We start from the raw sequence: 23,652 nt of genomic DNA, 5'->3' as shown, positions 1-23,652 counted from the left end.
CTTCCCGGGATGTTGACCAAACTTGTTTCATTTGTAACCATCGAAAATGTAACTATCAATGCCGTGCTGCGGCGTCTTCAGGTGTTCGCCATGGAACCGGAAATCCTCGAGCTCGAAAGCTTCCTGCCCTACCGGCTCTACCGGCTGGCCGATACCGTCAGCCGCGAATTCTCGCGCATCTACAAGGAGCGGCACGGCCTGACGCGGCCGGAATGGCGCACGCTATCAGGCCTCGGCCAGCGCGGCACGATGACGGCGACGGAGCTCGGCGAACAGTCGGCGATGCACAAGACCAAGGTGTCGCGCGCGGTCGCCGARCTCGAGCGACGGCGCTGGCTGACGCGCATGCCTGATGAGAACGACCGCCGCGTCGAGCACCTGACACTGACCAAAGCGGGCCTCGCCGCCTATCGCGAGATGGTACCGCTGGCGAAGGCCTTTGAGCGGGAGTTGTTGGCGAGGCTTAGGGCGGAAGAACGTATGGCGATTGTAAAGGGGGTGGCGGCGCTGGAGCTCGCTTTGGAAAGGAAGTAGAGCGGAAACGCAGACACGCTGGCGGGACAGCACCCCCCTCTGTCCTGCCGGACATCTCCCCCTCTTGGGGGGAGATTGGCAGCTTGGTCGCCAGCGCTCATCCTTCGACGTTGGAGATTTGCGAAAGCGGGCGTGACGTCTGATCTYCCCCCTTGTGGGGGAGATGTCCGGCAGGACAGAGGGGGGCGCGAAGGAACTCTACCTCTTTATCGAGGTGCCTACCAATCCATCACCACCTTGCCGGAATTGCCGCTCCGCATCGCGTCGAATCCAACCTGGAAATCATCGATGCCGATGCGATGCGTGATCAACCCCGAGACATCGAGCGGGCCCTGCACCAGGGCGATCATCTTGTACCAGGTCTCGAACATCTCGCGGCCGTAGATGCCCTTCAGATGCAGCATCTTGAAGATGACCTTGTTCCAGTCGATTTCGAAACCGGTCGGCGCGATGCCGAGGATGGYGATCTTGCCGCCATTGTTCATGGTGTCGATCATGTCGCGGAAGGCGGGTGCGGCGCCCGACATTTCAAGCCCGACGTCAAAGCCTTCGGTCATGCCGAGCTTCGGCATGACATCGCGTAGCTTTTCCTTCGACGCGTCGACAACGTACTGGACTCCGAGCTTGCGCGCCAGTTCCAGCCGGACCGGGTTGATGTCGGTGATGACGACTTTGCGGGCGCCGACGCATTGCGCCACCAGCGCGCCCATGATGCCGATCGGCCCGGCGCCGGTGACCAGCACGTCCTCGCCGACCAGATCGAAGGACAGTGCGGTATGCACCGCATTGCCCAGTGGATCGAAGATGGCGGCGATCTCGTCCGGCACGTCGTCGGGGATCGGCACGACATTGTGCTGCGGGATCACCATGTACTCGCCGAAGGCGCCCGGACGGTTGACGCCGACGCCCAGCGTGTTGCGGCAAAGATGCCCCCTGCCCGCGCGGCAGTTGCGGCAATGGCCGCAGACGATGTGGCCTTCGCCGGAGACGCGCTGGCCGACCTTGTATTCGGTGACGGCCGCGCCGAAATCGGCGACTGTGCCCACGAACTCATGACCCGTCACCATCGGCACCGGTACGGTCTTCTGCGCCCACTGGTCCCAGTTGTAGATATGGACGTCGGTGCCGCAGATCGCGGTCTTCCTGACCTTGATCAGCACGTCGTTGGGGCCGATCTCCGGGATCGGCACCTCTTCCATCCAGATGCCGGGCTCGGCCTTGGCCTTCACCAGCGCCTTCATCATGTTGGACATCAGACGCTCCTCAAAAATCTTGCCTGTCTTGATGGATCGGCTGCATCAGGCGGCCGTCTCCAGGATTTTCTTCAATCGCTGCAAATCTCGGTCGGTCGAACGTCGGACAGCCCAAGCCATGAATGGGGCGACCAGACGCGAAAAGCCGGTTGGCGCGCCGCGATTCCTGAGCGCCATATGCGTACGGCCTTCGCCAGCATCMCGCCATGTGTAACTCGTCTCCATCGGAAAAGGCCCTTCGGCGGTTCGCATTACCAGCCGTTCGCCCTGCACGAGTTCGACAATTTCGTAGGTGTAAACAAGCCGCCGCCCGAGGAACTGCGCCACGAAGGCAATTCTCGAGCCCACCCTGGCCGGTCGCGGCGTTTTCCACTCCACCGATTTGATGTTGACGTACCAGCGCGGAACATTGTCCGGGTCGGCGGAGAAGGCGGCGACGTCCGCGCGCGGCCTGGAGATCTCGATACTGCTCGTCACATCGATCGCCATGGCTCGCTTCGATTTCCCGCGGCAGCGTCAAGCGACTACACCCAGTTCCCTTCCCACCTCGCCGAACGCCGCGACGGCGCGATCGATATCGGCGCTGGAATGGGCGGCCGACATCTGCGTGCGGATGCGGGCCTGGCCCTTCGGCACCACCGGGAAGGAGAAGCCGATGACGTAGATGCCGCGCTTCAGCATGCGCTGCGCCATCTCCTGCGCCAAGGCCGCGTCGCCCAGCATCACCGGAATGATCGGGTGATCGGCACCCGCCAGCGTGAAGCCGAGCTTGCCCATCTCGGAGCGGAAGCGTTCCGCATTGGCATATAGGCGCTCGCGCAGCGCGCCGCCATTGCGGATCAGCTCGAACACCTTGAGCGAGGCGCCGGCGATCGCCGGCATCAGCGTGTTGGAGAAGAGATAGGGCCGCGAGCGCTGGCGCAGCCAGTCGACAACTTGGCTTTTGCCCGATGTATAGCCGCCGGAAGCGCCGCCCAGCGCCTTGCCGAGCGTGCCGGTGATGATGTCGACCCGGCCCTCGACGCCGCAATGCTCGGCCGAGCCGCGGCCGTTCTTGCCGACGAAGCCCACAGCATGGCTGTCGTCGACCATGACCATGGCGTCGTATTTCTCGGCAAGGTCGCAGACGCCCTTGAGGTTGGCGATGATGCCGTCCATCGAGAAGACGCCGTCGGTGGCGATCAGCCGGAAACGGCAGTCCTTCGCCTCCTTCAGACGCGCTTCGAGATCGGCCATGTCGTTGTTGGCGTAGCGGAAGCGTTTCGCCTTGGAGAGCCGCACGCCGTCGATGATCGAGGCATGGTTCAGCGCATCCGAGATGACGGCGTCCTCCTCGCCAAGCAGCGTCTCGAACAGGCCGCCATTGGCGTCGAAGCAGGAGCCGTAGAGGACGGTGTCGTCCATGCCGAGGAAGGACGAGATGGTGGCTTCCAGCGCCTTGTGCTCCTCCTGCGTGCCGCAGATGAAGCGCACCGAGGCCATGCCGTAGCCGTAGCGGTCGAGCGCCTGCTTGGCGGCTTCGCGAAGTTCGGGGCTGTCGGCCAGGCCGAGATAGTTGTTGGCGCAGAAATTCAGCACCTTCTCGCCAGCAACCTCGATCTCGGCCGACTGCATCGAGGAGATGACGCGCTCGGACTTGTAGAGACCGGCCGATTTCAGGCCCTGAAGCTCGCTGTCGATATGGGATAGGAATGCTGCGCTCATGGTTGCGGCCCTGTTCGGTTCGAGGTTGGACTGTCGCGCCGCGGATGAGAAAAATCCATCGCAAAAACGACCGCTTCTGTGGCGTTGCGAAAGCCCACGGCAATCCCGCCGCGGATTGCGACGAGGATGCATTCAAATGCCGATGATACCCGAAAGGACGCAATAACCATCTTGCGAGCTTTGTGGCGCCGCCGGGGCCAGTGGCGCGCCTGCTTGCCAAGCTGTTAACCCTTTCAGGCCAAGGGTTTTCCCGCCGCTATTTCATGGCAGGAATCCGTCGACCGGAGGGGTCACTCAGTTATGTCGCAGCAGCCGGTGCAGAGCGTTTCGCGCAAGCTGATTCTGCTGATCAAGGCCGGCTACTGGCTGGCCCTCCTGATCATCGCCGCCATGGTGATGGCGTCCTTCATCCTTCTGCAGCAGTTGATGGCACAGCAACAGCGCAATGRTGCGCTGCTCGACATCGTGTCCACGCAAAAGGCACTGTCGCAGCGCATCGTCTTCCTGGCGGGCGCAACCGGCTCGGCTCCGCGCGACAAGCAGCCGGCGCTGGTCACCGCGCTCAAGCAGGCAACGTCCGAATTCGAGACCAATTACGACAGGCTGCTGAAGGAGACCGGCGCCGATCCGCAGTCCCCGGCGCGCAACGATCCGAAATCGATCGAATATGTGCTGTTCAGCAAGCCGTTCCATCTCGACTATTTCTCGGTCGGTCTGATCGCAAATGGCGACAGGCTGGTGTCGTCCTTCGAATCCCAGCTCGGCATGCAAAGCGACGGCTACAAGGGCAGCGGCGAGCGCGTCGGCCTCGACGCCTCTGTCGCCAATTCAACCTTGTCCGGCTATGCCGCGCTCGGCCAGCGCATCAGCGCGTTTGCCGACGAGCGTTCGAGCAAGATGCTCAACCTGCACCGCACGCTGTTCTTCGCCACCATCGGCGTCATCGTGCTGGTGGCGCTGTTCATCTTCCGGCCGATGTCCAACGCCATCCTGCGCAAGACGCATGAGCTGGTCGACGCCCGAAACTCGATGGCCTTCATCGCCGTACATGACGGACTGACCGGACTGCACAACCGCACCTTCCTCACCGATCATTTCGACACGCTGATCAAGGGCGCGCACCGCCGCCGCGAGCGGCTGGCGGTGATCCAGCTCGACCTCGACCGCTTCAAGCAGATCAACGACACTCTGGGGCACGCGGCGGGCGACTATGTGCTTGTCGTCACCGCCCAGCGCATGCGCGATTCCTGCCGCGCATCGGATTTTTGCGCCCGTCTCGGCGGCGACGAATTCGTGATGATCCTCAACGGCGCCGRCACCACCGAGGACATCCATGCGCTGGCCAAGCGCATCCTGGGTGAGATCAACGAACCGATCATCTTCCAGGGCGCGACGATCATGCCGGGCGCCAGTGCCGGCATCGCAGTCTACCCGGTCGATGCCGACAATGCGCAGGACCTGCTCGTCCATGCCGATCTGGCGCTCTATTCAGCCAAGAAGATGGGTGGCGGCAGCTTCTCTTTCTTCTCCGAGGAGCTTCGGCGCGAGCTCGACTATCGCAAGCAGCTCGAGCAGGACATCCGCACGGCGATCGCGGACAAGACGTTCGAGGTCTATTTCCAGCCGCAGGTGTCGCTCACCAGCGGCAAGATCAGCGGCATCGAGGCGCTGGTGCGCTGGAAGCACGCCGTTCGGGGCATGATCTCGCCCGGCGAGTTCATCCCGGTGGCCGAGAAATGCGGATTCATGCCGGATATCGGCCGCATCGTCATCACCAAGGCGATCAACGAAGCGGCCGAATGGGACCGCGCCGGCATCGATTTCGGGCGCATCGCCGTCAATGTCTCGGGCACCGAGCTGCGCGAACCGGATTTCGACACGTTCCTGTTCTCGACGCTGGAACGGGCCGGGCTCGCGCCGCAGAAGCTGTCGCTGGAAATCGTCGAATCCGTCATCCTCGACGACGAGAAGACCGGCATCGCCGCCAAGCTCAGGCATATCCGCGCCGCCGGCGTGCATCTGGAGCTCGACGATTTCGGCACCGGCTACGCCTCGCTCAGCCACGTCAACCCGAACGAGATCGACCGGCTGAAGATCGACCGCCGTTTCGTCCAGAACATCAACGAGAACGGCGACAACACCAAGATCGTGCGCGCCATCACCGAGCTTGCCCGCGGCCTCGGCATCTCGATCGTCGCCGAGGGCGCGGAGACCGAGGCTGAGCTCGACTCGCTGCTGTCCATCGGCTGCGACCAGGTGCAGGGCTATTCCATCGCGTTCCCGATGCCGCAGGACCAGGCGCGCGACTGGCTGATGGCGCGTAACCCGAAGAAGGCGAAGCTGACGGTGCTGCAGGGCAGTGTGGCTTGACGCGCCGGCAGCACGCCTAACCGGGCCTCAAAGCGCTCGCGCTGAAACGTATTCAGACGACGCGCTTTAAATCTTTGTTTTGATGCATGTCGTTCCCCCAAAACCGCTGCGCACTTTTGGGCGACATGCATTAGGGCTGCCCCCCGACATTCGCACGAAGCGCCGCAAGCACCTCGGCGAACTCGGCCAGCCTCTGATCCTCAATTCCGGCCCGCAAGCGCTTGTCGAAGGCGATCGCCGCAAGGCGCAGTCTCTCGAACAGCGCTTCGCCGGCCTCGGTCAGCGCCACCTGGTGGACCCTGCGGTTCTCCGGATCGCGGCGGCGCGTCAGCAACCCTTGCGCCTCCATGGCGTTGAGATGATGCGTCAGCGTCGCGCCCTGGATGCCGATCATGCCGGCAAGCTCGCGCTGGTTGGCTAGTTCCTTCGACTTGACCGAGAGCAAAGTAACCCAGACCGGGAGCGTGCCGCCGGCCTCCACCAAGGCAGCGTCAAAGGCTTGCGCCACCAGCTTGGAGGTGCGGGCGAGGTTCATTCCGACGGGCGGGCGATCAAACGGCGTCATGGCCGGACACTAGAATAAGCAATGGAATGGCGAAACTCCGCATGATGCATTGACATCTAACCATTAGATATCTAATTTTGTTTTATTCATGGTGTCGCCGGACCAATTGACCGGCAAGGCGGCACGCTAGCAGCGGGCGTAACGAGAGGAATGCGGTCATGCAATTTGTCTACATCGTCGTCATCGGCCTGCATGTCATGGCGGGCGTGTTCTGGGCCGGCACGACCATGGCGGTCGCCCGCGATCCCGATATTCGGGCGGAACGGTTCTTCCGACCGCAAATGGGCGCAGCCGTTCTGGTTTTCCTGACGGGCATACTGCTTTGGTATTTCTTCCATGAAGCTGCTTTCGGCTCGATGGAGAAGGTGCTGGCGCTTGGCATCGTGACCGCGCTGATCGCCGCCGGTGTGCAGGGCGCGCTGGTCGGCTCCGCCAGCCGGCGGTTGGCCGGCGCCGATGCGGCGGCGCAAACCGAACTGCGCGCGAAAATGACCAGAGGCGAACGCATCGCCGGCGGGCTGCTGGTCATCACCGTCCTTTGCATGGCCACGGCGAGAATGTTCTGAAGTCGAACGCACGACGCCGGCATAAAGCCGGCGCCATGCGCGGCGCGCAGCCAACCGAAGCGGCAGGTGGCTCTCCTTGCGAAGGTCGGTTGCGCGCCACCGGTAGAGCCCATTCCGATCTATCGGAGTGGGCTCCATCTTTTGGTCCGAGCATGATCTTTTCCGAACCGAGGGTTCGCGATCATGCTCCAGCGTCAGATCCGGATCCCGAACCTGATGCCGTCATAGATGGCGGCATGGATGTTGCGCGAGGCGACCGCGTCGCCGATGCGGAAGACAACGAAACCGCCTTCCGGATTGCGCGGCGGAAAAATCTCGCCGCCGCTCACCAGGCGCTCGTAATCGACCGCGCCGCGATTCTTCGACAGCGGCTTCAGCGACAAATAGAGGTCGTCGAGGGGTGCGGTGCCATGCTCGACCACCACCTGGTCGACGCGCCGCTCGCCGCGCCAGCCATCGGCGAAATCCGACGCCAGCTCGGCGACGAGCTGATTGCCCTCGCGCCGCACCGAGCGCAGCCGGGTGTTGATGGTGACGGTGACGCCTTTCTCGTGGAAGGCGCGCATATAGGGCACATGGTTCAGCCCGCCCATTTCCGGCGCGAAGAAACGCTCCGGCGAGACCAGCTCCAGCTTCGAGCCGCTGTTGGCGATCAGCTCCGCCGCGCCCATGCCCTGATGGCCGCCATTGTCGTCATAGAGCAGCACGTTCTCGGCCGGCTTGACGCTGCCCGCCAAGATGTCCCAGCTCGATGTGACGAGATTGTCGCCGGCCGTCAGCGGCGGGTTCTGCGGCAAACCGCCGGTGGCGACGATCACCACATCCGGCGACAGCGCCAGCACGTCGTCCTTCTCGGCCCAGGTGTCGTAGCGGATCTCGACGCCGAGCCGATCGAGTTCAGCAAGGCGCCAGTCGATAATGCCGATCAGTTCCTTGCGGCGCGGGTTCTGGGTGGCCAGCCGTACCTGCCCGCCGGCCTGGCTTGAGGCTTCGAGAACCGTCACCTCATGGCCTCGCTCCGCCGCTATCCGCGCGGCTTCCAGGCCCCCTGCCCCGGCTCCGACAATGATGACCTTTTTCCTTGGTCCTTCGCTCTTTTGGATGACATGCGGGATTGTCGCCTCGCGCCCGGTCGCCGCATTGTGGATGCAGAGCGCCTCGCCGCCCTCATAGATGCGGTCGAGGCAGTAGGTGGCGCCGACGCACGGCCTGATCTCGTGCTCGCGGCCCTCCATTACCTTCTTGACGATATAGGGATCGGCAATGTGGGCGCGCGTCATGCCGACCATGTCGAGCTTGCCGGTGGCGATGGCATGGCGGGCGGTAGCGACATCGGAAATGCGCGCCGCGTGGAAGGTCGGGAACTTGGTCGCTGCCCTGATCTCGCCGGCGAAATCGAGATGCGGCGAGGAACGCATGCCGGTCACCGGGATCACCTTGGTCAGCGCCGCATCGGTCTCGATCGAGCCGCGGATGATGTTGAGAAAGTCGACCTTGCCGGAGTTGGCGAGGCGCCTGGCGATCTCGACGCCCTCCTCCTTCGACAGGCCCTTTTCGAAATCCTCATCGGCGACCATGCGGACGCCGACGATGAATTTTTCGCCGACCGCGGCGCGCACCGCGTCGAGCACCATGTTGGTGAAGCGCAGCCGGTTGTCGAGCGAGCCGCCGAAATCGTCGTCGCGATGGTTGGTCGCCGGCGACCAGAAGCCGTCCATCAAATGGCCGTAGGATTCGAACTCGATGCCGTCGAGGCCGGCCGCCTGACAGCGCTGCGCAGCGGCAGCGTAGTCGGCGACGATGCGCTCGATATCCCAGTCCTCGATGGTTTTCGGAAATGCGCGGTGCGCCGGCTCGCGCACAGGCGAGGCCGAAAGCACCGGCAGCCAGTCGGCCTTGTTCCAGCCGGTACGGCGGCCGAGATGGGTGATCTGGATCATCACCTTGCAGTCATGCTCATGGCAGGCGTCCGTCAGCTCCGCGAGCCACGGCACGATGCGGTCGTCATAGACATGCAAATTGCCGAAGGCGGCCGGGCTGTCGCGCGACACGATCGCCGAGCCGGCCGTCATGGTCAGCGCCATGCCACCCTTGGCCTTTTCGGCATGGTAGAGCCGGTAGCGCTCCTTCGGCATGCCGTCCTCGGAATAGGCCGGCTCGTGGCTGGTCGACATCACCCGGTTCTTCAGCGTCAGGTGCTTGAGCTGATAGGGTTGGAGAAGCGGGTCGTTGCTGGTCATCATCTTCCTGCGGTTTCAAATTGTGCTAATGAGCGCCCAAACGCGCCGTGCCTGAGGGATCGCGGCGCAACTTTCGATCGAGTCTGCCGCCATTGAAATCTTTGGCGGCAGCAAGGAGCCACCCATGACAGACGCCAAGAACCTCACCCAGCTCGRCAGGCACGTCGAGACGCCACAGAGCCCAGAACAGGCGGTCCTGGAGACCGTACCGTTCGAGCGCGGCGACGGACCGCCGGCGATCGTGCGCTTCACCTGCCCGGAATTCACCTCGCTCTGCCCGGTCACCGGCCAGCCCGACTTCGCCCACATCGTCATCGACTACGCGCCCGACAAGACGCTGGTGGAATCGAAGTCGCTGAAGCTGTTCATGACCTCGTTCCGCAACCACGGCGCCTTCCACGAGGAATGCACGGTCATGATCGGCCGCCGCATCGTGGAGGCGACCAAGCCGCTCTGGCTGCGCGTCGGCGGCTACTGGTTCCCGCGCGGCGGTATCCCGATCGATGTCTTCTGGCAGACCGGCGCGCCGCCCGAAGGCGCCTGGCTGCCGGATACCGGGGTTGCGCCCTATCGCGGACGCGGCTGAGCTGATCACCATCATTCGCACTGGTATTGGCTGAGCGCCCATTCGCCGGTGACCGACAGAAGGTCGGCGATCTTCCAGTCGCCGCCGACCTTCTTCAGCTTCCATTCCAGGCGGTGCTGGTAGCCTTCGACGACGAAAGCCACCACCACCTTGGCCTGGTCGCCATTGACGGCTTCGACGGTGCGCAGGCTCTTGTCGATCGCCAGCTTGTCGTATTCGGCATTGTCGAGCGCCATGTTGGGGTCGAGGCATTCGCCCTGCCCCGAAGCTCGCAGCGCATCGCTCTTGTCGAGCACGGTTTTGGCCGGATCGATGAAGTTCTTGCGCTGGGCCGGATCCAATTCCAGCCCGAGGCGCTCGTAGAACGGCTTCACCACCGCCGTCGGCGATCCAGGCAGGACGGGCGCTGCAGGCGCCGGTTCGGCCGGCGCGGTTTGCGGCGCCGGCTTTGCGGAAGGTGAAGGAGCCAGGCCGTCCGCCGGCGCATTATCGCCGGAAGATGCTTTCGGCGGCGGCGAGCCGAACAGCCCCTGGGCGGAGGCGCCGCTATTCAGCCCCGCGGCCAGCATCGACAAGCCCGACAGCGCGAGGACGAGGCGGCGAAGCATGGCATCAGTCCGTCGAGGAGCCGCAGCCCAGCGCGCTGAGCGTCCAGTCGCTGGTCTTGGAGGTGATGTCGGCGATCTTCCACTTGCCGTCCACTTTCTTCAGCGACCACACCATTTCGCGTTTGGAGTCATCGCCTTCCGGGAAAAGGTTGAAGCTTGCCGTCACCTCGGCCGTATCGCCATTGACGGCTTCTGCGAGCTTCAGCGTCTTCGACACGGTCTTCTGATCGAAATCCTGGGCGTCGAGGCCCGGATCGAAATCGATGCAGGCTACCTCGTCCGGCTTCTCTTTCTGCGCCTTGTCGTTGAGCGCGAAAAGCTTGGTGACCGGATCGGTGAAGCGGTCGCGGTATTTCGCGTCCGCCTCGAACTTCACCTGCGGCACATAGAAGAACTTCACGGCGCTGGAAGCCGGCCCGGCGAGCGCTGCGGCGGGCAAGGCAATCGACATGGCAGCGGCCACCACTATCGTTTTCATGCAGGATCTCCGGATGTTCGGCGCTGTGGCGGCACGATCGCCGCCACGCATCCTGCATATCGGCTTTTTCGCGGCTCATGAAGTCCTTGCGCCGCCCGTCTCAGGTCTCCAGCCAGACGTTCTGGAAGTCCATTTCGTAGGTCTGGTGCATCGCGTAGTTCTTCACCTTCTTGCTCATGTGGCAGTAAAGCTTCTGCCAGAAGGGCTGGATGATGACGCCGGAATCCTGCAGGATCTGCTCGACATCCTTCATCACCTCCTTGCGCTTGGCGACGTCGACGAGCGAGAGCGCCTGCTGGAGCTTGGCATCGAACTCCGGGTTGGAGTAGGCCGTCTCATTCCAGGCCTCGCCGGTGCGGTAGCCGAGCGCCAGCACCTGCACACCCAGCGGACGCATGTACCAGATGGTCATGGAATAGGGGTACTTCGTCCAGTCGTTCCAGAAGGTCGAGCCGGGCAGCACGGTGCGCTTCACCTTGATGCCGGCATCGCGCAGCTGGCCGGCGATCGCATCGCCGGTGTTCTTCTGCCATTCGTCCTCGACCGTGATCAGCTCATGCTCGAAGTCGGCATGTCCAGCGTCGGCCATCAGCTTCTTGGCACCGGCCGCATCGCGGGTCTTCTTGGGCAGCGGATAATATTCCGGGTGGATGGGGCTGACATGGTGGTTCTCGCCGACCGTGCCGCGACCGCTGTAGCCCAGTTGCATCACAGCGTTGTTGTCGACCGCCATCTGCAGCGCGTTGYGCACCCGCTTGTCGTCATAGGGCTTGTGCGTGACGTTGGTGCGGGCAACCAGCGTGGTCGCCGTCGCGACTTCCGATTTCACCAGATCCATCTTGTCGAGGGCGTCGATGAAGTCGGCCGGCGTCTCGAAATCGAGGTCGATCTCGCCGGAATCGAAGGCGCTCACCGTGGCGTTGAAGTCGGTGCCGTAGTCGGTAAACTCGACGCCGTCGAGCGGCGCTTCGCCGCCCCACCACTTGCCGTTCTCGCGGCGCTTGACGACCGCCTTCGAACCCACCGCATAGGACACCAGCTCGAAAGCACCGGTACCGATCGGCTTCTTGATCGGATCGGCGCCGTCCTTGTCGAAGTCGCGATGCACGACCAGCGCGGGATAGTCGGTGAAGCCCGGTATGATCGCGATATCGGGTTGGGAGAGCTTCAGCTTGACCGTGTGGTCGTCGACCTTGGTGATCGCGCCGTCCTTCGCCTTGCCGGTCTTTGCGTCGATCAGCGCGCCTACGCGTGCCGCCATGGAATTGCCGGAGGCACCCTTGTCGCACCAGCGGTTCAGGTTGAAGACCACGTCATCGGCGTTGAAGGCATCGCCATTGTTCCAGGTGACGCCCTTGCGCAGATGCAGCGTGTATTCGGTGGCATCGTCGGTGACGTCCCAGCTTTCGAGCAGCACCGGCTCGAAGGTGAACTGGTGGGTGTAGCGGACCAGCGGCTCCAGCCAGGTGCGGGTGACGTTGGCCATTTCTGTCCAGTCATAGGTGCGCGGATCCTTCTGCGCCTTGACCGACATTGCGGCATGCAGCGTTCCGCCCTTCTTCGGCTCGTCGGCCAGGGCCTTTGTCGGCGCCTCTAAGCCGATCATGCCATAGGCGAAAGCCGTCGATGCGCCGAAGGCGCTTGCCAGCGCCAGGAATTCGCGCCGGTCCACGCGGCCCGCGCGCACCTCTTGCGCCATCGCCTCGATGGCGGCTGGAACACGATCGCCATTGCTTCTGAAGAGTCCCATTTTTTCCTCCCTTTTGGTTCTGTCAGGTCTACGCCTGTTCCGTTAACTAACGCTGTCCGGCAGTTTTTCCTCGCGCCTGGCGATCAAATCCTTGAGACCGTCGGCGACGCCCTCGTCGAGCTTCGGCTCCTGGTAATCGGCGAGCATATTCCGCGCCTTTTCAAGGCCGCGCGTGTCGTGATCCTTCGCCCCTTCGGCGCTCCATTGCTCGAAAGAGTTGAAGTCCATGATGCTCGGCATGAAGAAGGCCTTCTCGAAATGGTCGAGCGTGTGCTGCGTGCCGAGGAAATGGCCCTGCGGACCGACCTCGCGTATCGCGGCCATCGCGTCCTTGAAATCGTCGAAGGGAACGCCGCCGGCGTATTTGTACCAGCCGACGAGCTGCTCGCAGTCGGTGGCGAATTTCGAATAGCCGCAGGTGAGGCCAGCCTCCAGCCAGCCGGCCGAGTGCCAGATGTAGTTGGCGCCCGCAAGGATCGCGGCATGCATCAGCATGTTCGCCTCGTAGCCGGCCTGGGCGTCGTTGAGCTTGGAGCCGACATGGAAGCCGGAGGTGCGCCACGGCAGCTTGTACTTCCTGGCCAGCGCGCCCATCAGATACATCATCTGCGCGGCTTCCGGCGTGCCGCCCATCGGGGCGCCGGTCTTCATGTCGACGGTGACCATGAACTGGCCGTAGATCTGCGGCGAGCCGGGGCGAATGAGCTGGGTGAAGGCCACACCCGCGAGCGCCTCGGCATTGACCTGCGCCACCGCGCCGACGGCAGAGGCCGAAGTCGAAGCGCCGCAGAGCGCAAAGGGCGCCAGGATCAGCGGCTGGTTGTGGCGCGCATAGACCTTCATGGCGTCGAGCATGGTGGCGTCCCACACCAGCGGCGAGTTGCAGTTGGTGATCGATACCAGCACCGAATTGTCGCGGACGAAGTCCTCGCCGAAGACGATTGCAGCCATCGCCATCGTGTCCTCGGCGCGCTCCTTCGACGTGACGATGCCCATGAACGGCTTGTCGGAATGCTTCAGCGCCGAATGGATGATGTGGAGGTGCCGCTTCGGCACCGGGATCTCCATCGGCTCGCAGATGATCGAGCTCGACGAATGCAGCGCCGGCGAAATGTAGGCGAGCTTGTGGAAATTGTTGAGGTCGGCCAGCGTGCCGTAGCGCCGCTTGTTATCGAGGTCGCGCACATAGGGCGCGCCATACATCGGCACGAAGATCGAGTTCTTGCCGCCGACGCGCACGGTGCGCTCGGGGTTGCGCGCGTTGAGCGTGAACTCCGGCGGGACCTTCGAGACGAGTTCCATCAGCAGCGCGCGATCGATGCGGACGCGCGTCTCCGAGACGTCGGCGCCGGYCGCCTTCCAGAGGGCGATTGCCTCGTCGTCGCGGAATTCGCAACCGACCTCCTCGAGGATCTTGAGCGACTCCTGGTGGATCAGTTCTACCGCCTCCTCGGGAACGATCTCGTAGGCGGGAATCTGGCGGACCAGGGTCGGAAACGACGCGATCGGCGCGCTTCTCAGCGCCTTGCGGCCGAGACGGCCGCCGCCGCGGCGGTGGGGGGTTTCGATTGCTTCTGCAGACGGTGCATTCATGGAGCTTCTCATCCTTCTTCCCGGTCAGGTTAGCGAGGCGAAATATGAATGTGACGCTGGAAAATCCTGATCTCTTGTATAAGGTGGACTTATGCGAAGCCTGCGCCACCTCCTGCCCTCGGCCGGCAGCCTCGTCGTCTTCGAGGCGGCAGGCCGGCTGTCGAGCTTCACCGCCGCCGGGCGCGAGCTCGGCATGACGCAGGCGGCCGTCTCCTACGCCGTGCGCGGGCTGGAGGAACAACTCGGCGCCAAGCTGTTCCAGCGCCGCCACCGCCAGGTTCTCCTGACGGAGGCTGGTGAGCGCTTCCACGCCGATGTCTCGCTGGGCCTGTCCCATATCCGCAAGTCGGCGGAGGACCTGCGCCTGCAGGCGACGGGCGGCCATGTGACGCTCGCCGCCTCGACGGCTTTCGGGTCGTTCTGGATGATGCCGCGCCTGCAGCAGTTCCGCGACGCGCTGCCAGGCATCGACCTTCGCATCCAGACCGCCGACCGCGATCTCGACATCATCGCCGAGGGCATCCCRCTCGGCGTGCGCGGAGGCATGCCGCGCGACTGGCCGGATTATCACTCGCTGTCGCTCTCCGACGAGGAGATCTTCCCGGTCGCGGGGCCGAGCTATCTCGCCAAGTTCGGCATGCCAAAGACCGTCGAGGAACTGGCCACGCACCGGCTGATCCATCTTGAGGAGCCCTATCGCGAGGCGCCGAACTGGGACGAATGGTTCGCGTCAGCCGGAACCAGCCTGCGCAATGCCGAGCGCGGATTGCGCATCAACGACTATGCGCTGGTGATCCAGGCGGTGATGGAGGGGCAAGGCATCTCGCTCGGCTGGCGGCATCTCGTCGAGCGGCTGGTGGCATCTGGCCTGTTGGTCCCTGTGACCGACCATGTGCTGAGGACCGGCATCGCGTTCCATGTCATCTGGCCGAAGAATCGCGAGCTCAGCGACAATGCGCGCAAGGTGAGGGATTGGCTGGCCGCGCAGGCGTGAGGCGGCGTCCTGGGGAGCGAACCCCTTGATGTTGGCGGGACAGAGGGGGGCGCGAAGGATCGCGACGCTTGCTGTTGCCAACCTCATTCCACCCCTCCCCCACATCATTCGAATCCGCCTATAATTGTCGAATGCCCATTCGCCAGCTTTCCGAAACGATGATCAACCAGATCGCCGCCGGCGAGGTGATCGAGCGTCCGGCGAGCGTGGTCAAGGAACTGGTGGAGAATGCGCTCGACGCCGGTGCTTCGCGCATCGAAATCGTTACCGCCGGCGGCGGGCTTTCGCTGATCCGCGTCACCGACGACGGCTCGGGCATTCCCGAAAAGGAATTGTCATTGGCGGTCGCCCGCCACTGCACCTCGAAGCTTTCCGACGACATCCACGACATCCGGTCGCTGGGCTTCCGCGGCGAGGCGCTGCCCTCGATCGGCTCGGTGGCGCGGCTCTCGATCCGCTCGCGCACGGTAAGCAGCGACAGCGCGGCCGAGATCGGCATCGAGGGCGGCCGGGTCTCGGCGGTAAAACCGGCGGCGGCAAACCGCGGCACCACGGTCGAGGTGCGCGACCTCTTCTTCGCCACGCCGGCACGGCTGAAATTCATGAAGGGCGAGCGCGCCGAAAGCTCGGCGACCAGCGATGTGGTGAAACGGATCGCCATCGCCTTCCCCGCTGTGCGCTTCACGCTTGCCGGCGCCGACCGCTCGACGCTCGAACTGCCGGCGACCGGCGACACGCCCGAAGGCCGGCTCGCCCGCGTTGCGCAAGTGATGGGCAAGGATTTTCCCGACAACGCGGTTGCCATYGATGCTGTGCGCGACGGCGTGCATCTTGCCGGCCACGTCTCGATCCCCTCCTACACGCGCGCCAACGCCCTGCAGCAATATGCCTATGTCAATGGCAGGCCGGTGCGCGACAAGCTGATCGCCGGAGCGATCCGCGGCGCCTTCGCCGATGTGCTGCCGCGCGACCGCCATGCGGTGACGGTGCTGTTCCTTTCACTCGATCCGGCCACCGTCGACGTCAACGTCCACCCGGCCAAGGCCGATGTGCGCTTCCGCGATCCGGGCCTCGTGCGCGGGCTGATCGTCGGCGCCATCCGCGAAGCGCTTGCCGGCGCCGGCATCCGCGCCGCGACCACCGGCGCGGCCGGCATGATGGCGGCCTTCCGACCGGGTGCTGCGCCTTTCGCGCATCCTGGCCCCGTCAATGGACACCGCAGCTACGAGGCCGCCCACCGCGTCTCCGGCTTCAGCGGCTTCGACCATGGTTCGAATTTGGCGCGTTCGCCGCATCGGCCGCTCGACATGGACGAAGCGCGGCCACAACGCAACGGCTTCGCCGAGAGCGAGCAGGCCGCCTTCGACACCGGGCCGCTTGCCAGCGCCGACACGCGGGCGGGCACGGCTGAGCCGGCCGAGGCGCTGCTCGGCATGGCGCTGGGCGCCGCGCGCGCGCAGGTGCACGAGAACTACATCGTCGCGCAGACCAGGGACTCGCTCATCATCGTCGACCAGCACGCGGCGCATGAACGTCTGGTCTACGAGGCGCTGAAGAACGCGCTCAGTTCGCGCGCGGTGCCGTCGCAGATGCTCTTGCTGCCGGAGATCGTCGATCTGCCGGAAGAGGACGCCGAGCGGCTGGCAACGCATTCCGAGACCCTTGCCAAATTCGGCCTCGGCCTGGAGCGCTTCGGCCCTGGCGCGGTGGCGGTGCGCGAGACGCCGTCGATGCTCGGCGAAACCAACGTGCAGCAGCTGGTGCGCGACCTCGCCGACGAGATCGTCGACAACGACACGGTCGAGACGCTGAAGGAGCGGCTGAACAAAATCGCGGCGACCATGGCCTGCCACGGCTCGGTCCGCTCCGGCCGCCTGCTCAAGGCCGAGGAGATGAACGCGCTGCTGCGCCAGATGGAGGCGACGCCGGGATCCGGCACCTGCAACCATGGCCGTCCGACCTATATCGAGCTGAAGCTCGCGGATATCGAAAGGCTGTTCGGGCGAAGGTGAGAAACTAGCAGGGCGCAGCCCCCCACCCCGCTGCTTCGCAGCGACCCTCCCCACAAGGGGGAGGGTAAAGTTCGGCGCCCTACCTCCCCCTTGTGGGGAGGTCGGACCAAAGGTCCGGGTGGGGGGACAAGAAAAGAGCCGCTCGAAGCGGCTCTTTTCTTGAGTCAGGAACCGGCCCCAACCGTCTGATCTACCGCTTCAAATTCACCACGATGACGCCGCCGAGCGCCAGCGCGCCGCCGAGGATGCCGAGCAGCGACGGCACTTCACCAAGCCAGAAGAAGCCGATCAAAGCGGAGGTCGGCGAAACCAGGTAGAGGAAGTTCGAGGCGCGTGCGGCCGGCAGGCGCGACAGCGCCGTCGCCCAGGCACCATAGGCGATCATCGAGGGCACAATGCCGAGATAGATGACGGCGCCGAGACCGGCGGAATCGGCAACCGCTGCCTGCGAAAACGCTTCCGGCAGGAAGGGCGACAGGCAGAGTGCTCCGAGCACCATGTTGGAGGCGGCGATCGTCAGCGGATGATGGCGGGCAAAGAGCGGCTTCTGGACGATGGTGTTGACGGCCGAGCAAAGCGCGGACCCCAGCACCAGCAGCGCGCCGGCGTTGAAATGCAGGCCGTGCCCGTCGGCGACCGCGATGATGCCGATGCCGGTGAAGGAGATCACCGTGCCGACCCAGGCCACGCCGGAGAAACGCTCGCCGAGCAAAGCCATCGCCATGATTGCCGTGAAGATCGGGCTGACATTGATGATGAAGCTGGCGGCGCCGGCCGAGACGGTCAACTCGCCGAAATTGAGCATGGCGGTGTAAAGCGCGACGAAGATGGCGCCGCCGAAGGCGAAGCGCCACAACTCGTCGACCCTTGGCAGCGCCGGGCGCTTGACGGCAAGGAAGATCGCCGCCGGCACGGCCGCGATGGCAAAGCGCAGCGCCCCGAGTTCCAGCGGCTGGAAGGCGGCAAGGCCGGCGCGGATCGCCGGAAAGGCCGAGGCCCAGCCGGCCACCGTAATCGCGACCGCGACCGCCGCCGCGGTGTCCATGCGCTGTGTCTCATTCAACGTGCCGGTGTAAGCGCTCATTGCCGAATCCTCGCCTTTCAATGTCATGAAAGCAGGGAACGCCATTGCCGGCCGATTGACAAACGACCAATTCGAGAGTCAGCTGTGATCATGGATCACAGCTCGAACCAGATGCTGCCGCTCGAAACCTTGCGTGCCTTCGATGCGGCGGCGCGCACCGGAAGCTTCTCGGCGGCGGCCGAAAAACTCAACCTCACCCATGGCGCGGTCAGCCGGCAGATCGCCAAGCTGGAGGACTGGCTGGGGCTCAAAGTGTTCGAGCGCAATGCGCGCGGCGTGAAGCTGACCAATGAAGGCAACCGGCTGCATCTGAGGACCACCGAAGCCTTCGCGCTGATCTCTTTCAATTCCGACCGCTGGGTCGAGCCGCGCGGCACCGCGGTCGTGCGGCTGGCTTCTATTCCCTCGGTCAGCGGCCTCTGGCTGATGCCGCGCATGGCGGCGCTCGAAAACAACCCGAGCCGGCTCCGCATCGTGCTCGATATCGACCACCGCCAGGCCGACCTTGCCGATGAAGGCATCGACCTTTCGGTGCGCTGCGGGCGCGGCCGCATTCCGGGCCGCGTGTCGGTGCAGCTTTTTGAGGAACAGATCTTTCCGATCGCCTCGCCGGAGCTGGCGAAGGAGATCGGCAAAGGCGACCCGGCGCGGCTGCTCAAATTCCCGCTGATCAACGATTCGGACGCGTCCGGCTGGCGCACCTGGTTCGCGGCGCAGAATGTCGACTACCGCCCGCGCCCGCACGACCGGCGCTTTGAGGACTATAATCTTGTACTCGACGCGGCCGCGCACGGGCTGGGCATCGCTCTGGCGCGGCCGCCGCTGACGCAGGACCAACTCAAATCCGGACGAATCGTCGCCGTCGACGATCGGGTCGCGCTCAATCCGGTGTCCTACTGGCTCGACCGGCCTGTTGGGCGGCCACGCGCGGCCGCGGCGGACCTTGCGAGACGAATCGCCGAGCAGGCGGGGCTGGCGTCGGAGAAGCTGGAAGCCTTCCTGCAGGAAGACGTGTGAGCCCCCGGTCAGCGAAGCAGCATCAGCACGATCGTGGTGGTCACGGCCGAGACGATGGCCGTCACGATCGATACCATCCATAGCGGTGTGTGGCCGGGCTCGGATCGCGGAGCATGGCCGGGGCGAGCGCCTCCACGCTGCGGCGCGTTGGCGTTTGCTGCAACCAGGACTGTCGAAGCAATGGTCGGCGAAAAGGTCGCCGGCGGCGGGGTCGCCGCAACCCTCGGCGTATTGTCGACGGCGGCCGGCTGGGCCTGGGCCGGCGCTCGCGAAGGCTGGCCGGCATCCGCCGCTGGCTGCCTGCCTCTCGAAGCCCTTGCCTGGGCCCCATCGGTGCCAGCTTCCATGACGGCTCTGTAGGCGCTCTCGATCTCGGCCGAGGACAGGCGCTGGGACGGTTGAGCCGGCGGCGTGCCCAACGAGCCGTTCAGTGTCTGCGCAGCGAGTTGCGCAGACTGCACCGTCGAAGGGGCCGGCGGCTGCACCAGCGCCTTGACCAGCGCGGCGGTCGCCGGGTCGGGTTTGGACGACGGCACCGGCAGCGGCGCGAGCGCCTCTTTCAGGAGCGACGTCAGGCGGGTCGAGTTGATATCCATGCCGGCTCCGGAACCAATGTGCCGGCCAAGCAATATTACATGAGCATTGCGTCAAGCTTGACCTCGCCGACGATTTGTGGCGATTGAACCCCCGATGAACTTAAGCGCCATTTCATGATGAACCGTTTTGAAGGCCCCGGCGGCAAGGAAGCGCGCATCCGCTACCTCGATGGCGACTTCCAGGTGACGAGCCCCGGCGCGTTCGTGCGCTGCGCCGTCACGGGCGAAAGCATTCCGCTGGACGAGCTCAAATACTGGAGCGTGGCCAGGCAGGAGCCCTATGCGAACGCGGCCGCGTCGCTGCGCCGCGAGGTGGAAATGCATCCGGAGCTGAGAAGCCGGGGGTAGACGCCTCAACTTCGTCATCCTAGGGCGAAGCTCCGTCGCGGAGATCCTGGGATCCATACCGCGACCTCGCAGCAGCGCTGCCAGTCTGTGTAACCTCTTGATTCCCAGTGCTTTTTAGCCGACGTCTGCGCTCCGCTTCGCGTCGCTCCGCCCTAAGATGACGACATCCGCATCTTGCGCAGCCGCCACGCATCGAGCGTCTCGTCGATGATGCGCTTCGGCACATGGTCGAGCTCGAACACCGCGTCGATATCGAGCACGTCGAGCTGATCGAGGAAGCCCGAGGGTGCCGTGCCGTGGCGGAGCCTGGCGGCGTCCTTGGCAGTGGTGACGAGGCGCAGTCCCTCGCGCTGCGCGAGCGCTGCAAGGTCGGCGAGTTCATCCGCCGCGTAGAAGTGATGGTCCGGGAAGGCGCGCGACATTACGACCTCGCCGCCGGCGCCGCGCACCGTTTCGAAGAATTTCTCGGGATGGCCGATGCCGGCAAAGGCGAGGAAGCGGCCGCCGGCAAACCGCGCCCGTTTGGTCGGCTTGACATGCGCCAGAAAGATCGGCCGGCCAGCGCGCGCCGCCTGGCGCACCACGGTATCGGCGGCGGTCCCCTCGCCCATCTTCAACAATGCGCTGGTGAAGACCAACTGGTCGACGATCCTGGCACGGAGCGGCCCGCCGGGAATGACGCGACCGTTGCCGATGCCGAAGCGCGCGTCGATCACCACCAGCGCGTAGTCGATATGGATGCGCGCCGACTGGAAGCCGTCATCCATGATCAGGAAGTCGCAGCCATGCTCTTCCAGCAGCAGCTTCGCGCCGGCGGCGCGGTTGGGCGTCACCGCCACCGGCGCGTGCTCGGCCAGAAGCAGCGGCTCGTCGCCGACATGCTTGGCGGCGTCGTGATGCGCATCGACGACATGCGGCTTGCCGAAGGAGCCGCCATGGCCGCGCGACAGGAAGCCGGGCCTCAGTTGCATGCGCTTTGCCTGTTTCGCCAGCGCGATGGCGACGGGGGTCTTGCCGCTGCCGCCAACGGTGAAATTGCCGACGCAGAGCACCGGCGCCCCGACCTTTTCGCGCGGCGCATGCCGCATGCGCCGGCCCGCCACCATCCCATAGGCGGCCGAGACCGGCGACAGCGCCAGCACTCGCCAGTCCGGCTTTTCCCACCAGAAGGGCGGCGCTTCGCTGGTCATGGCATCAGCTCCGCGCAATGTGCTCTTGCGCATGATCCTTTCCAAAAATCGGGTTCGATTTTTGGGGTCATGCGCTAGCGCCCGTTGGCGCCCTTCAGGCGCGCCTTGACGACCAGCGGCTGGATATAGGGCTCGAGCGACTTCAACGTGCGGGCGAGCGCGCCGCGCATCTCGTCGACGGTCGCCGCCCCCGCCGCCATCATCTCGTGGCGCGCCGCCTCGTTGGTCAAAAGGAAATTGACGGCGCCGGCCAGCATGTCGCGGTCGCGCACCAGCTTGGCGCCGCCGCGGTCGAGCAGGCGCTGATAGGCCTCGCGGAAATTCTGCACGTTGCGGCCGGCAAGCACGGCCGTGTCGAGCATCGCCGGCTCCAGCGGGTTCTGGCCGCCTTCGGAGGTCAGCGAACGGCCGACAAAAGCGATCTCGGTCAACCGCAGGTAAAGCCCCATCTCGCCGATCGTGTCGCCGAGCAGGATATCGGTGTCGGGCGAAATCCGGTCGCCCTTGCTGCGGCGCGCGACCTTCAGCCCCATGCCGGAGATCTGCGCGGCCAGCGCGTCGGCGCGGTCGGGATGGCGCGGCACGACAATAGTCAGCAGGCCATGGTGGCGCTTGTGCAAGGTCGCATGAACTTCCGCCGCGACGACCTCCTCGCCGTCATGGGTCGAGGTCGCGGCCCAGGTCGGGCGGCTGCCGATCTGGCGCTGCAGCATCGCCAGAGCCCGCTCGTCGACCGGCGGCGGACTGGTATCCACCTTGAGATTGCCGGAGACGGTGACCGGCCGGGCGCCGAGCACGCGGAAACGCTCGCCGTCGACATCCGACTGGGCAACCACATGGGCAAGGTTCTCGAACAGCGCCTCGGCGACGCTGGCGCGCTTCTTCCATGAACGGAAGGAGCGGTCGGAAAGCCGTCCGTTGACCAGCACCTGCGGCACATTGCGGGCGCCGAGCTCCAGGATGGTCATCGGCCAGATCTCCGACTCGGCGATGATGGCCAGTTCCGGCTGCCAGTGGTCGAGGAAGCGGCTGACTGCCGGCTTGAGGTCAAGCGGCACATATTGGTGGATGATGCGGGTTCCGAGCCGCTCATTGGCAACATGTGCCGAAGTCACCGTGCCGGTCGTCAGCACGATGTTGACGCCGTAGTCCAGAATCGATTCGACCAGCGGCACAACGGCGATCGTCTCGCCGACGCTGGCGGCATGGATCCAGATCACCGGCCCTTCCGGACGCGGCCTGCCGGCGACGCCATAGCGCTCGCGGCGGCGGGCCCGGTCCTCCTTGCCGCGCGAGGCGCGCCAGGCGACGTAAGGTCCGATCAGCGGATAGGCGACGGCCCCCGCATAGCGGTAGGCCGTCAGGGCCGCGCGAGCCCAACGCTCGCTCATTTGGCGCCGTCCACGAGGCGGTAGGCTTCGGCCGTCGCGGCGTTGAGCGCGGCGGTGACCTCCTGGCGCTTACGCTCCATCTCGGCATCGTCGGCGTCGGCCGGCACGAAGACGGGCGATCCGACGATGACCGCGGAACGGCCGAAGGGCAGGTTGATGGTGGTCTTGTCCCAGCTCCTCTCCAGCACCTTCCGGCGGCTGGTGGCGATCGCCGAAGGCAGGATCGGCCGGCCGGAAAGCCTGGCCAGCAACACAATGCCCAGCCCCGCATCTCGCGGCGTGCCATGCGGAATGTCGGCGATCATGGCGACATTCTTGCCGGCAACCAGCGATTTCTTGAGCGCGATCAGGGCTTTGGCGCCGCCTTTGTCGAGATGCCTTGAACTGTCGCGGCCGCCGGAGCCGCGCACCGCCTCGATGCCGAATCTGTTCAGCATCAGCGCATTGAGCTCGGCGTCAGCGCTGCGCGAGACCATGGCGACCAGCGGCCGGCCCTTGGGATAATAGGCCGGCGTCAACAGATGCTGGCCGTGCCACAGCGCGATGATGCCGGGTTCGAGATGGGCGTAGGCGCCGCCGGCGACCTGCGTCGATCCTTTGACCAGCGGGCTGGTGATGCGAATCAGGCGCACGAACCAGGCGAACAGGCTGGCGATGAAATTCTTGACGAACCGCGACTGGGCGAGCGGCTCGCGGATGCGGCGCCACAGCATGCGCGTCCCGCCACGCCTGGCAGCGCGCCTGGTCGCCCCCTTCACCGCTTCATGCTCCAT

22 protein-coding genes are annotated in these 23,652 nt (G+C 64.8%); 8 read left to right on the top strand and 14 right to left on the bottom strand.

The window, feature by feature from the left end:
• Window positions 1-90 precede the first annotated feature (90 nt).
• The gene (locus tag ORS3428_RS13355; protein WP_071099250.1) at window positions 91-534 is read left to right on the top strand and encodes a MarR family winged helix-turn-helix transcriptional regulator; all 444 of its coding nucleotides are present in this window, start codon (window positions 91-93) and stop codon (window positions 532-534) included.
• Window positions 535-752: 218 nt separating this feature from the next.
• On the opposite strand, the gene tdh is transcribed toward ORS3428_RS13355, so the two are convergent.
• Genes tdh through ORS3428_RS13340 form a run of 3 tightly spaced genes read right to left on the bottom strand, consistent with a single transcriptional unit; the run spans window position 753 to window position 3,491 of the window.
• A complete protein-coding gene (tdh, locus tag ORS3428_RS13350; RefSeq protein ID WP_071098385.1) occupies window positions 753-1,787 on the bottom strand; it encodes an L-threonine 3-dehydrogenase in 1,035 nt (344 codons plus the stop codon).
• 45 nt (window positions 1,788-1,832) lie between these two features.
• The gene (locus ORS3428_RS13345) at window positions 1,833-2,276 is read right to left on the bottom strand and encodes an SRPBCC family protein (protein ID WP_071098382.1); all 444 of its coding nucleotides are present in this window, start codon (window positions 2,274-2,276) and stop codon (window positions 1,833-1,835) included.
• 27 nt (window positions 2,277-2,303) lie between these two features.
• Window positions 2,304-3,491 (bottom strand): glycine C-acetyltransferase, encoded by a 1,188-nt coding sequence (locus ORS3428_RS13340; protein WP_071098380.1) that lies wholly within the window; start codon window positions 3,489-3,491, stop codon window positions 2,304-2,306.
• A 300-nt stretch (window positions 3,492-3,791) separates the two neighbouring features.
• Between ORS3428_RS13340 and ORS3428_RS13335 the strand changes: the two genes are divergently transcribed.
• On the top strand, window positions 3,792-5,861 hold the full coding sequence (locus ORS3428_RS13335; RefSeq protein ID WP_071098378.1) for a putative bifunctional diguanylate cyclase/phosphodiesterase: 2,070 nt from the start codon (window positions 3,792-3,794) through the stop codon (window positions 5,859-5,861).
• Between the two features lie 130 nt (window positions 5,862-5,991).
• Here ORS3428_RS13335 and ORS3428_RS13330 read toward each other — a convergent pair whose 3' ends face one another.
• Window positions 5,992-6,426 (bottom strand): MarR family winged helix-turn-helix transcriptional regulator, encoded by a 435-nt coding sequence (locus tag ORS3428_RS13330; protein ID WP_071098376.1) that lies wholly within the window; start codon window positions 6,424-6,426, stop codon window positions 5,992-5,994.
• A gap of 158 nt (window positions 6,427-6,584) precedes the next feature.
• Between ORS3428_RS13330 and ORS3428_RS13325 the strand changes: the two genes are divergently transcribed.
• A complete protein-coding gene (locus ORS3428_RS13325) occupies window positions 6,585-6,992 on the top strand; it encodes a hypothetical protein (protein ID WP_071098374.1) in 408 nt (135 codons plus the stop codon).
• Window positions 6,993-7,186: 194 nt separating this feature from the next.
• On the opposite strand, the gene ORS3428_RS13320 is transcribed toward ORS3428_RS13325, so the two are convergent.
• Window positions 7,187-9,232 (bottom strand): oxidoreductase, encoded by a 2,046-nt coding sequence (locus tag ORS3428_RS13320; protein WP_071099249.1) that lies wholly within the window; start codon window positions 9,230-9,232, stop codon window positions 7,187-7,189.
• A 124-nt stretch (window positions 9,233-9,356) separates the two neighbouring features.
• Between ORS3428_RS13320 and queF the strand changes: the two genes are divergently transcribed.
• Window positions 9,357-9,818, top strand: coding sequence for a preQ(1) synthase (gene queF, locus ORS3428_RS13315; RefSeq protein ID WP_071098372.1), 462 nt, complete (start codon window positions 9,357-9,359; stop codon window positions 9,816-9,818).
• Window positions 9,819-9,829: 11 nt separating this feature from the next.
• Here queF and ORS3428_RS13310 read toward each other — a convergent pair whose 3' ends face one another.
• From ORS3428_RS13310 to ORS3428_RS13295, 4 genes are all read right to left on the bottom strand, one after another.
• Window positions 9,830-10,426 carry a hypothetical protein gene (locus ORS3428_RS13310; protein ID WP_071098368.1) on the bottom strand — a complete coding sequence of 199 codons (597 nt, stop codon included), beginning with the start codon at window positions 10,424-10,426 and terminating at the stop codon, window positions 9,830-9,832.
• A 4-nt stretch (window positions 10,427-10,430) separates the two neighbouring features.
• Window positions 10,431-10,904: a DUF3828 domain-containing protein gene (locus ORS3428_RS13305; RefSeq protein WP_071098366.1), complete on the bottom strand. Its 474-nt coding sequence runs from the start codon at window positions 10,902-10,904 to the stop codon at window positions 10,431-10,433.
• Window positions 10,905-11,004: 100 nt separating this feature from the next.
• Window positions 11,005-12,654, bottom strand: a complete 1,650-nt coding sequence (locus ORS3428_RS13300) for an ABC transporter substrate-binding protein (protein WP_071098364.1) — start codon at window positions 12,652-12,654, stop codon at window positions 11,005-11,007.
• A 42-nt stretch (window positions 12,655-12,696) separates the two neighbouring features.
• A complete protein-coding gene (locus tag ORS3428_RS13295; protein ID WP_071099248.1) occupies window positions 12,697-14,247 on the bottom strand; it encodes a trimethylamine methyltransferase family protein in 1,551 nt (516 codons plus the stop codon).
• Window positions 14,248-14,338: 91 nt separating this feature from the next.
• On the opposite strand from ORS3428_RS13295, the gene ORS3428_RS13290 reads away from it, so the two are divergent.
• The gene (locus tag ORS3428_RS13290; RefSeq protein ID WP_071098361.1) at window positions 14,339-15,241 is read left to right on the top strand and encodes a LysR substrate-binding domain-containing protein; all 903 of its coding nucleotides are present in this window, start codon (window positions 14,339-14,341) and stop codon (window positions 15,239-15,241) included.
• A 131-nt stretch (window positions 15,242-15,372) separates the two neighbouring features.
• Window positions 15,373-17,253 carry a DNA mismatch repair endonuclease MutL gene (gene mutL, locus ORS3428_RS13285; protein WP_071098359.1) on the top strand — a complete coding sequence of 627 codons (1,881 nt, stop codon included), beginning with the start codon at window positions 15,373-15,375 and terminating at the stop codon, window positions 17,251-17,253.
• A 190-nt stretch (window positions 17,254-17,443) separates the two neighbouring features.
• On the opposite strand, the gene ORS3428_RS13280 is transcribed toward mutL, so the two are convergent.
• Entirely contained in the window at window positions 17,444-18,337 is an 894-nt protein-coding gene (locus ORS3428_RS13280) for a DMT family transporter (protein WP_071099247.1), read from the bottom strand.
• Between the two features lie 90 nt (window positions 18,338-18,427).
• Between ORS3428_RS13280 and ORS3428_RS13275 the strand changes: the two genes are divergently transcribed.
• Window positions 18,428-19,354 (top strand): LysR substrate-binding domain-containing protein, encoded by a 927-nt coding sequence (locus ORS3428_RS13275; protein ID WP_108723056.1) that lies wholly within the window; start codon window positions 18,428-18,430, stop codon window positions 19,352-19,354.
• An 8-nt stretch (window positions 19,355-19,362) separates the two neighbouring features.
• Here ORS3428_RS13275 and ORS3428_RS13270 read toward each other — a convergent pair whose 3' ends face one another.
• Window positions 19,363-19,950 carry a hypothetical protein gene (locus ORS3428_RS13270; RefSeq protein WP_071098357.1) on the bottom strand — a complete coding sequence of 196 codons (588 nt, stop codon included), beginning with the start codon at window positions 19,948-19,950 and terminating at the stop codon, window positions 19,363-19,365.
• A gap of 114 nt (window positions 19,951-20,064) precedes the next feature.
• Here ORS3428_RS13270 and ORS3428_RS13265 point away from each other — a divergent pair, with 114 nt between their 5' ends.
• Window positions 20,065-20,298 carry a DUF2093 domain-containing protein gene (locus ORS3428_RS13265; protein WP_071098355.1) on the top strand — a complete coding sequence of 78 codons (234 nt, stop codon included), beginning with the start codon at window positions 20,065-20,067 and terminating at the stop codon, window positions 20,296-20,298.
• A gap of 152 nt (window positions 20,299-20,450) precedes the next feature.
• On the opposite strand, the gene lpxK is transcribed toward ORS3428_RS13265, so the two are convergent.
• The 3 genes from lpxK to ORS3428_RS13250 form a co-directional block, all read right to left on the bottom strand.
• Complete coding sequence (gene lpxK, locus ORS3428_RS13260) at window positions 20,451-21,488, bottom strand: tetraacyldisaccharide 4'-kinase (RefSeq protein ID WP_071098353.1); 1,038 nt, start codon at window positions 21,486-21,488, stop codon at window positions 20,451-20,453.
• Window positions 21,489-21,562: 74 nt separating this feature from the next.
• Window positions 21,563-22,879: a lipid IV(A) 3-deoxy-D-manno-octulosonic acid transferase gene (waaA, locus tag ORS3428_RS13255; RefSeq protein WP_071098352.1), complete on the bottom strand. Its 1,317-nt coding sequence runs from the start codon at window positions 22,877-22,879 to the stop codon at window positions 21,563-21,565.
• Complete coding sequence (locus tag ORS3428_RS13250) at window positions 22,876-23,652, bottom strand: lysophospholipid acyltransferase family protein (protein WP_071098350.1); 777 nt, start codon at window positions 23,650-23,652, stop codon at window positions 22,876-22,878. The genes waaA and ORS3428_RS13250 overlap by 4 nt, the downstream gene beginning before the upstream one ends.

Origin of the sequence: Mesorhizobium sp. ORS 3428 (genome assembly GCF_001854785.1) — a bacterium.
Taxonomy (GTDB): Bacteria; Pseudomonadota; Alphaproteobacteria; order Rhizobiales; family Rhizobiaceae; genus Mesorhizobium.
This window is presented reverse-complemented; position numbering and strand designations above follow the sequence as displayed.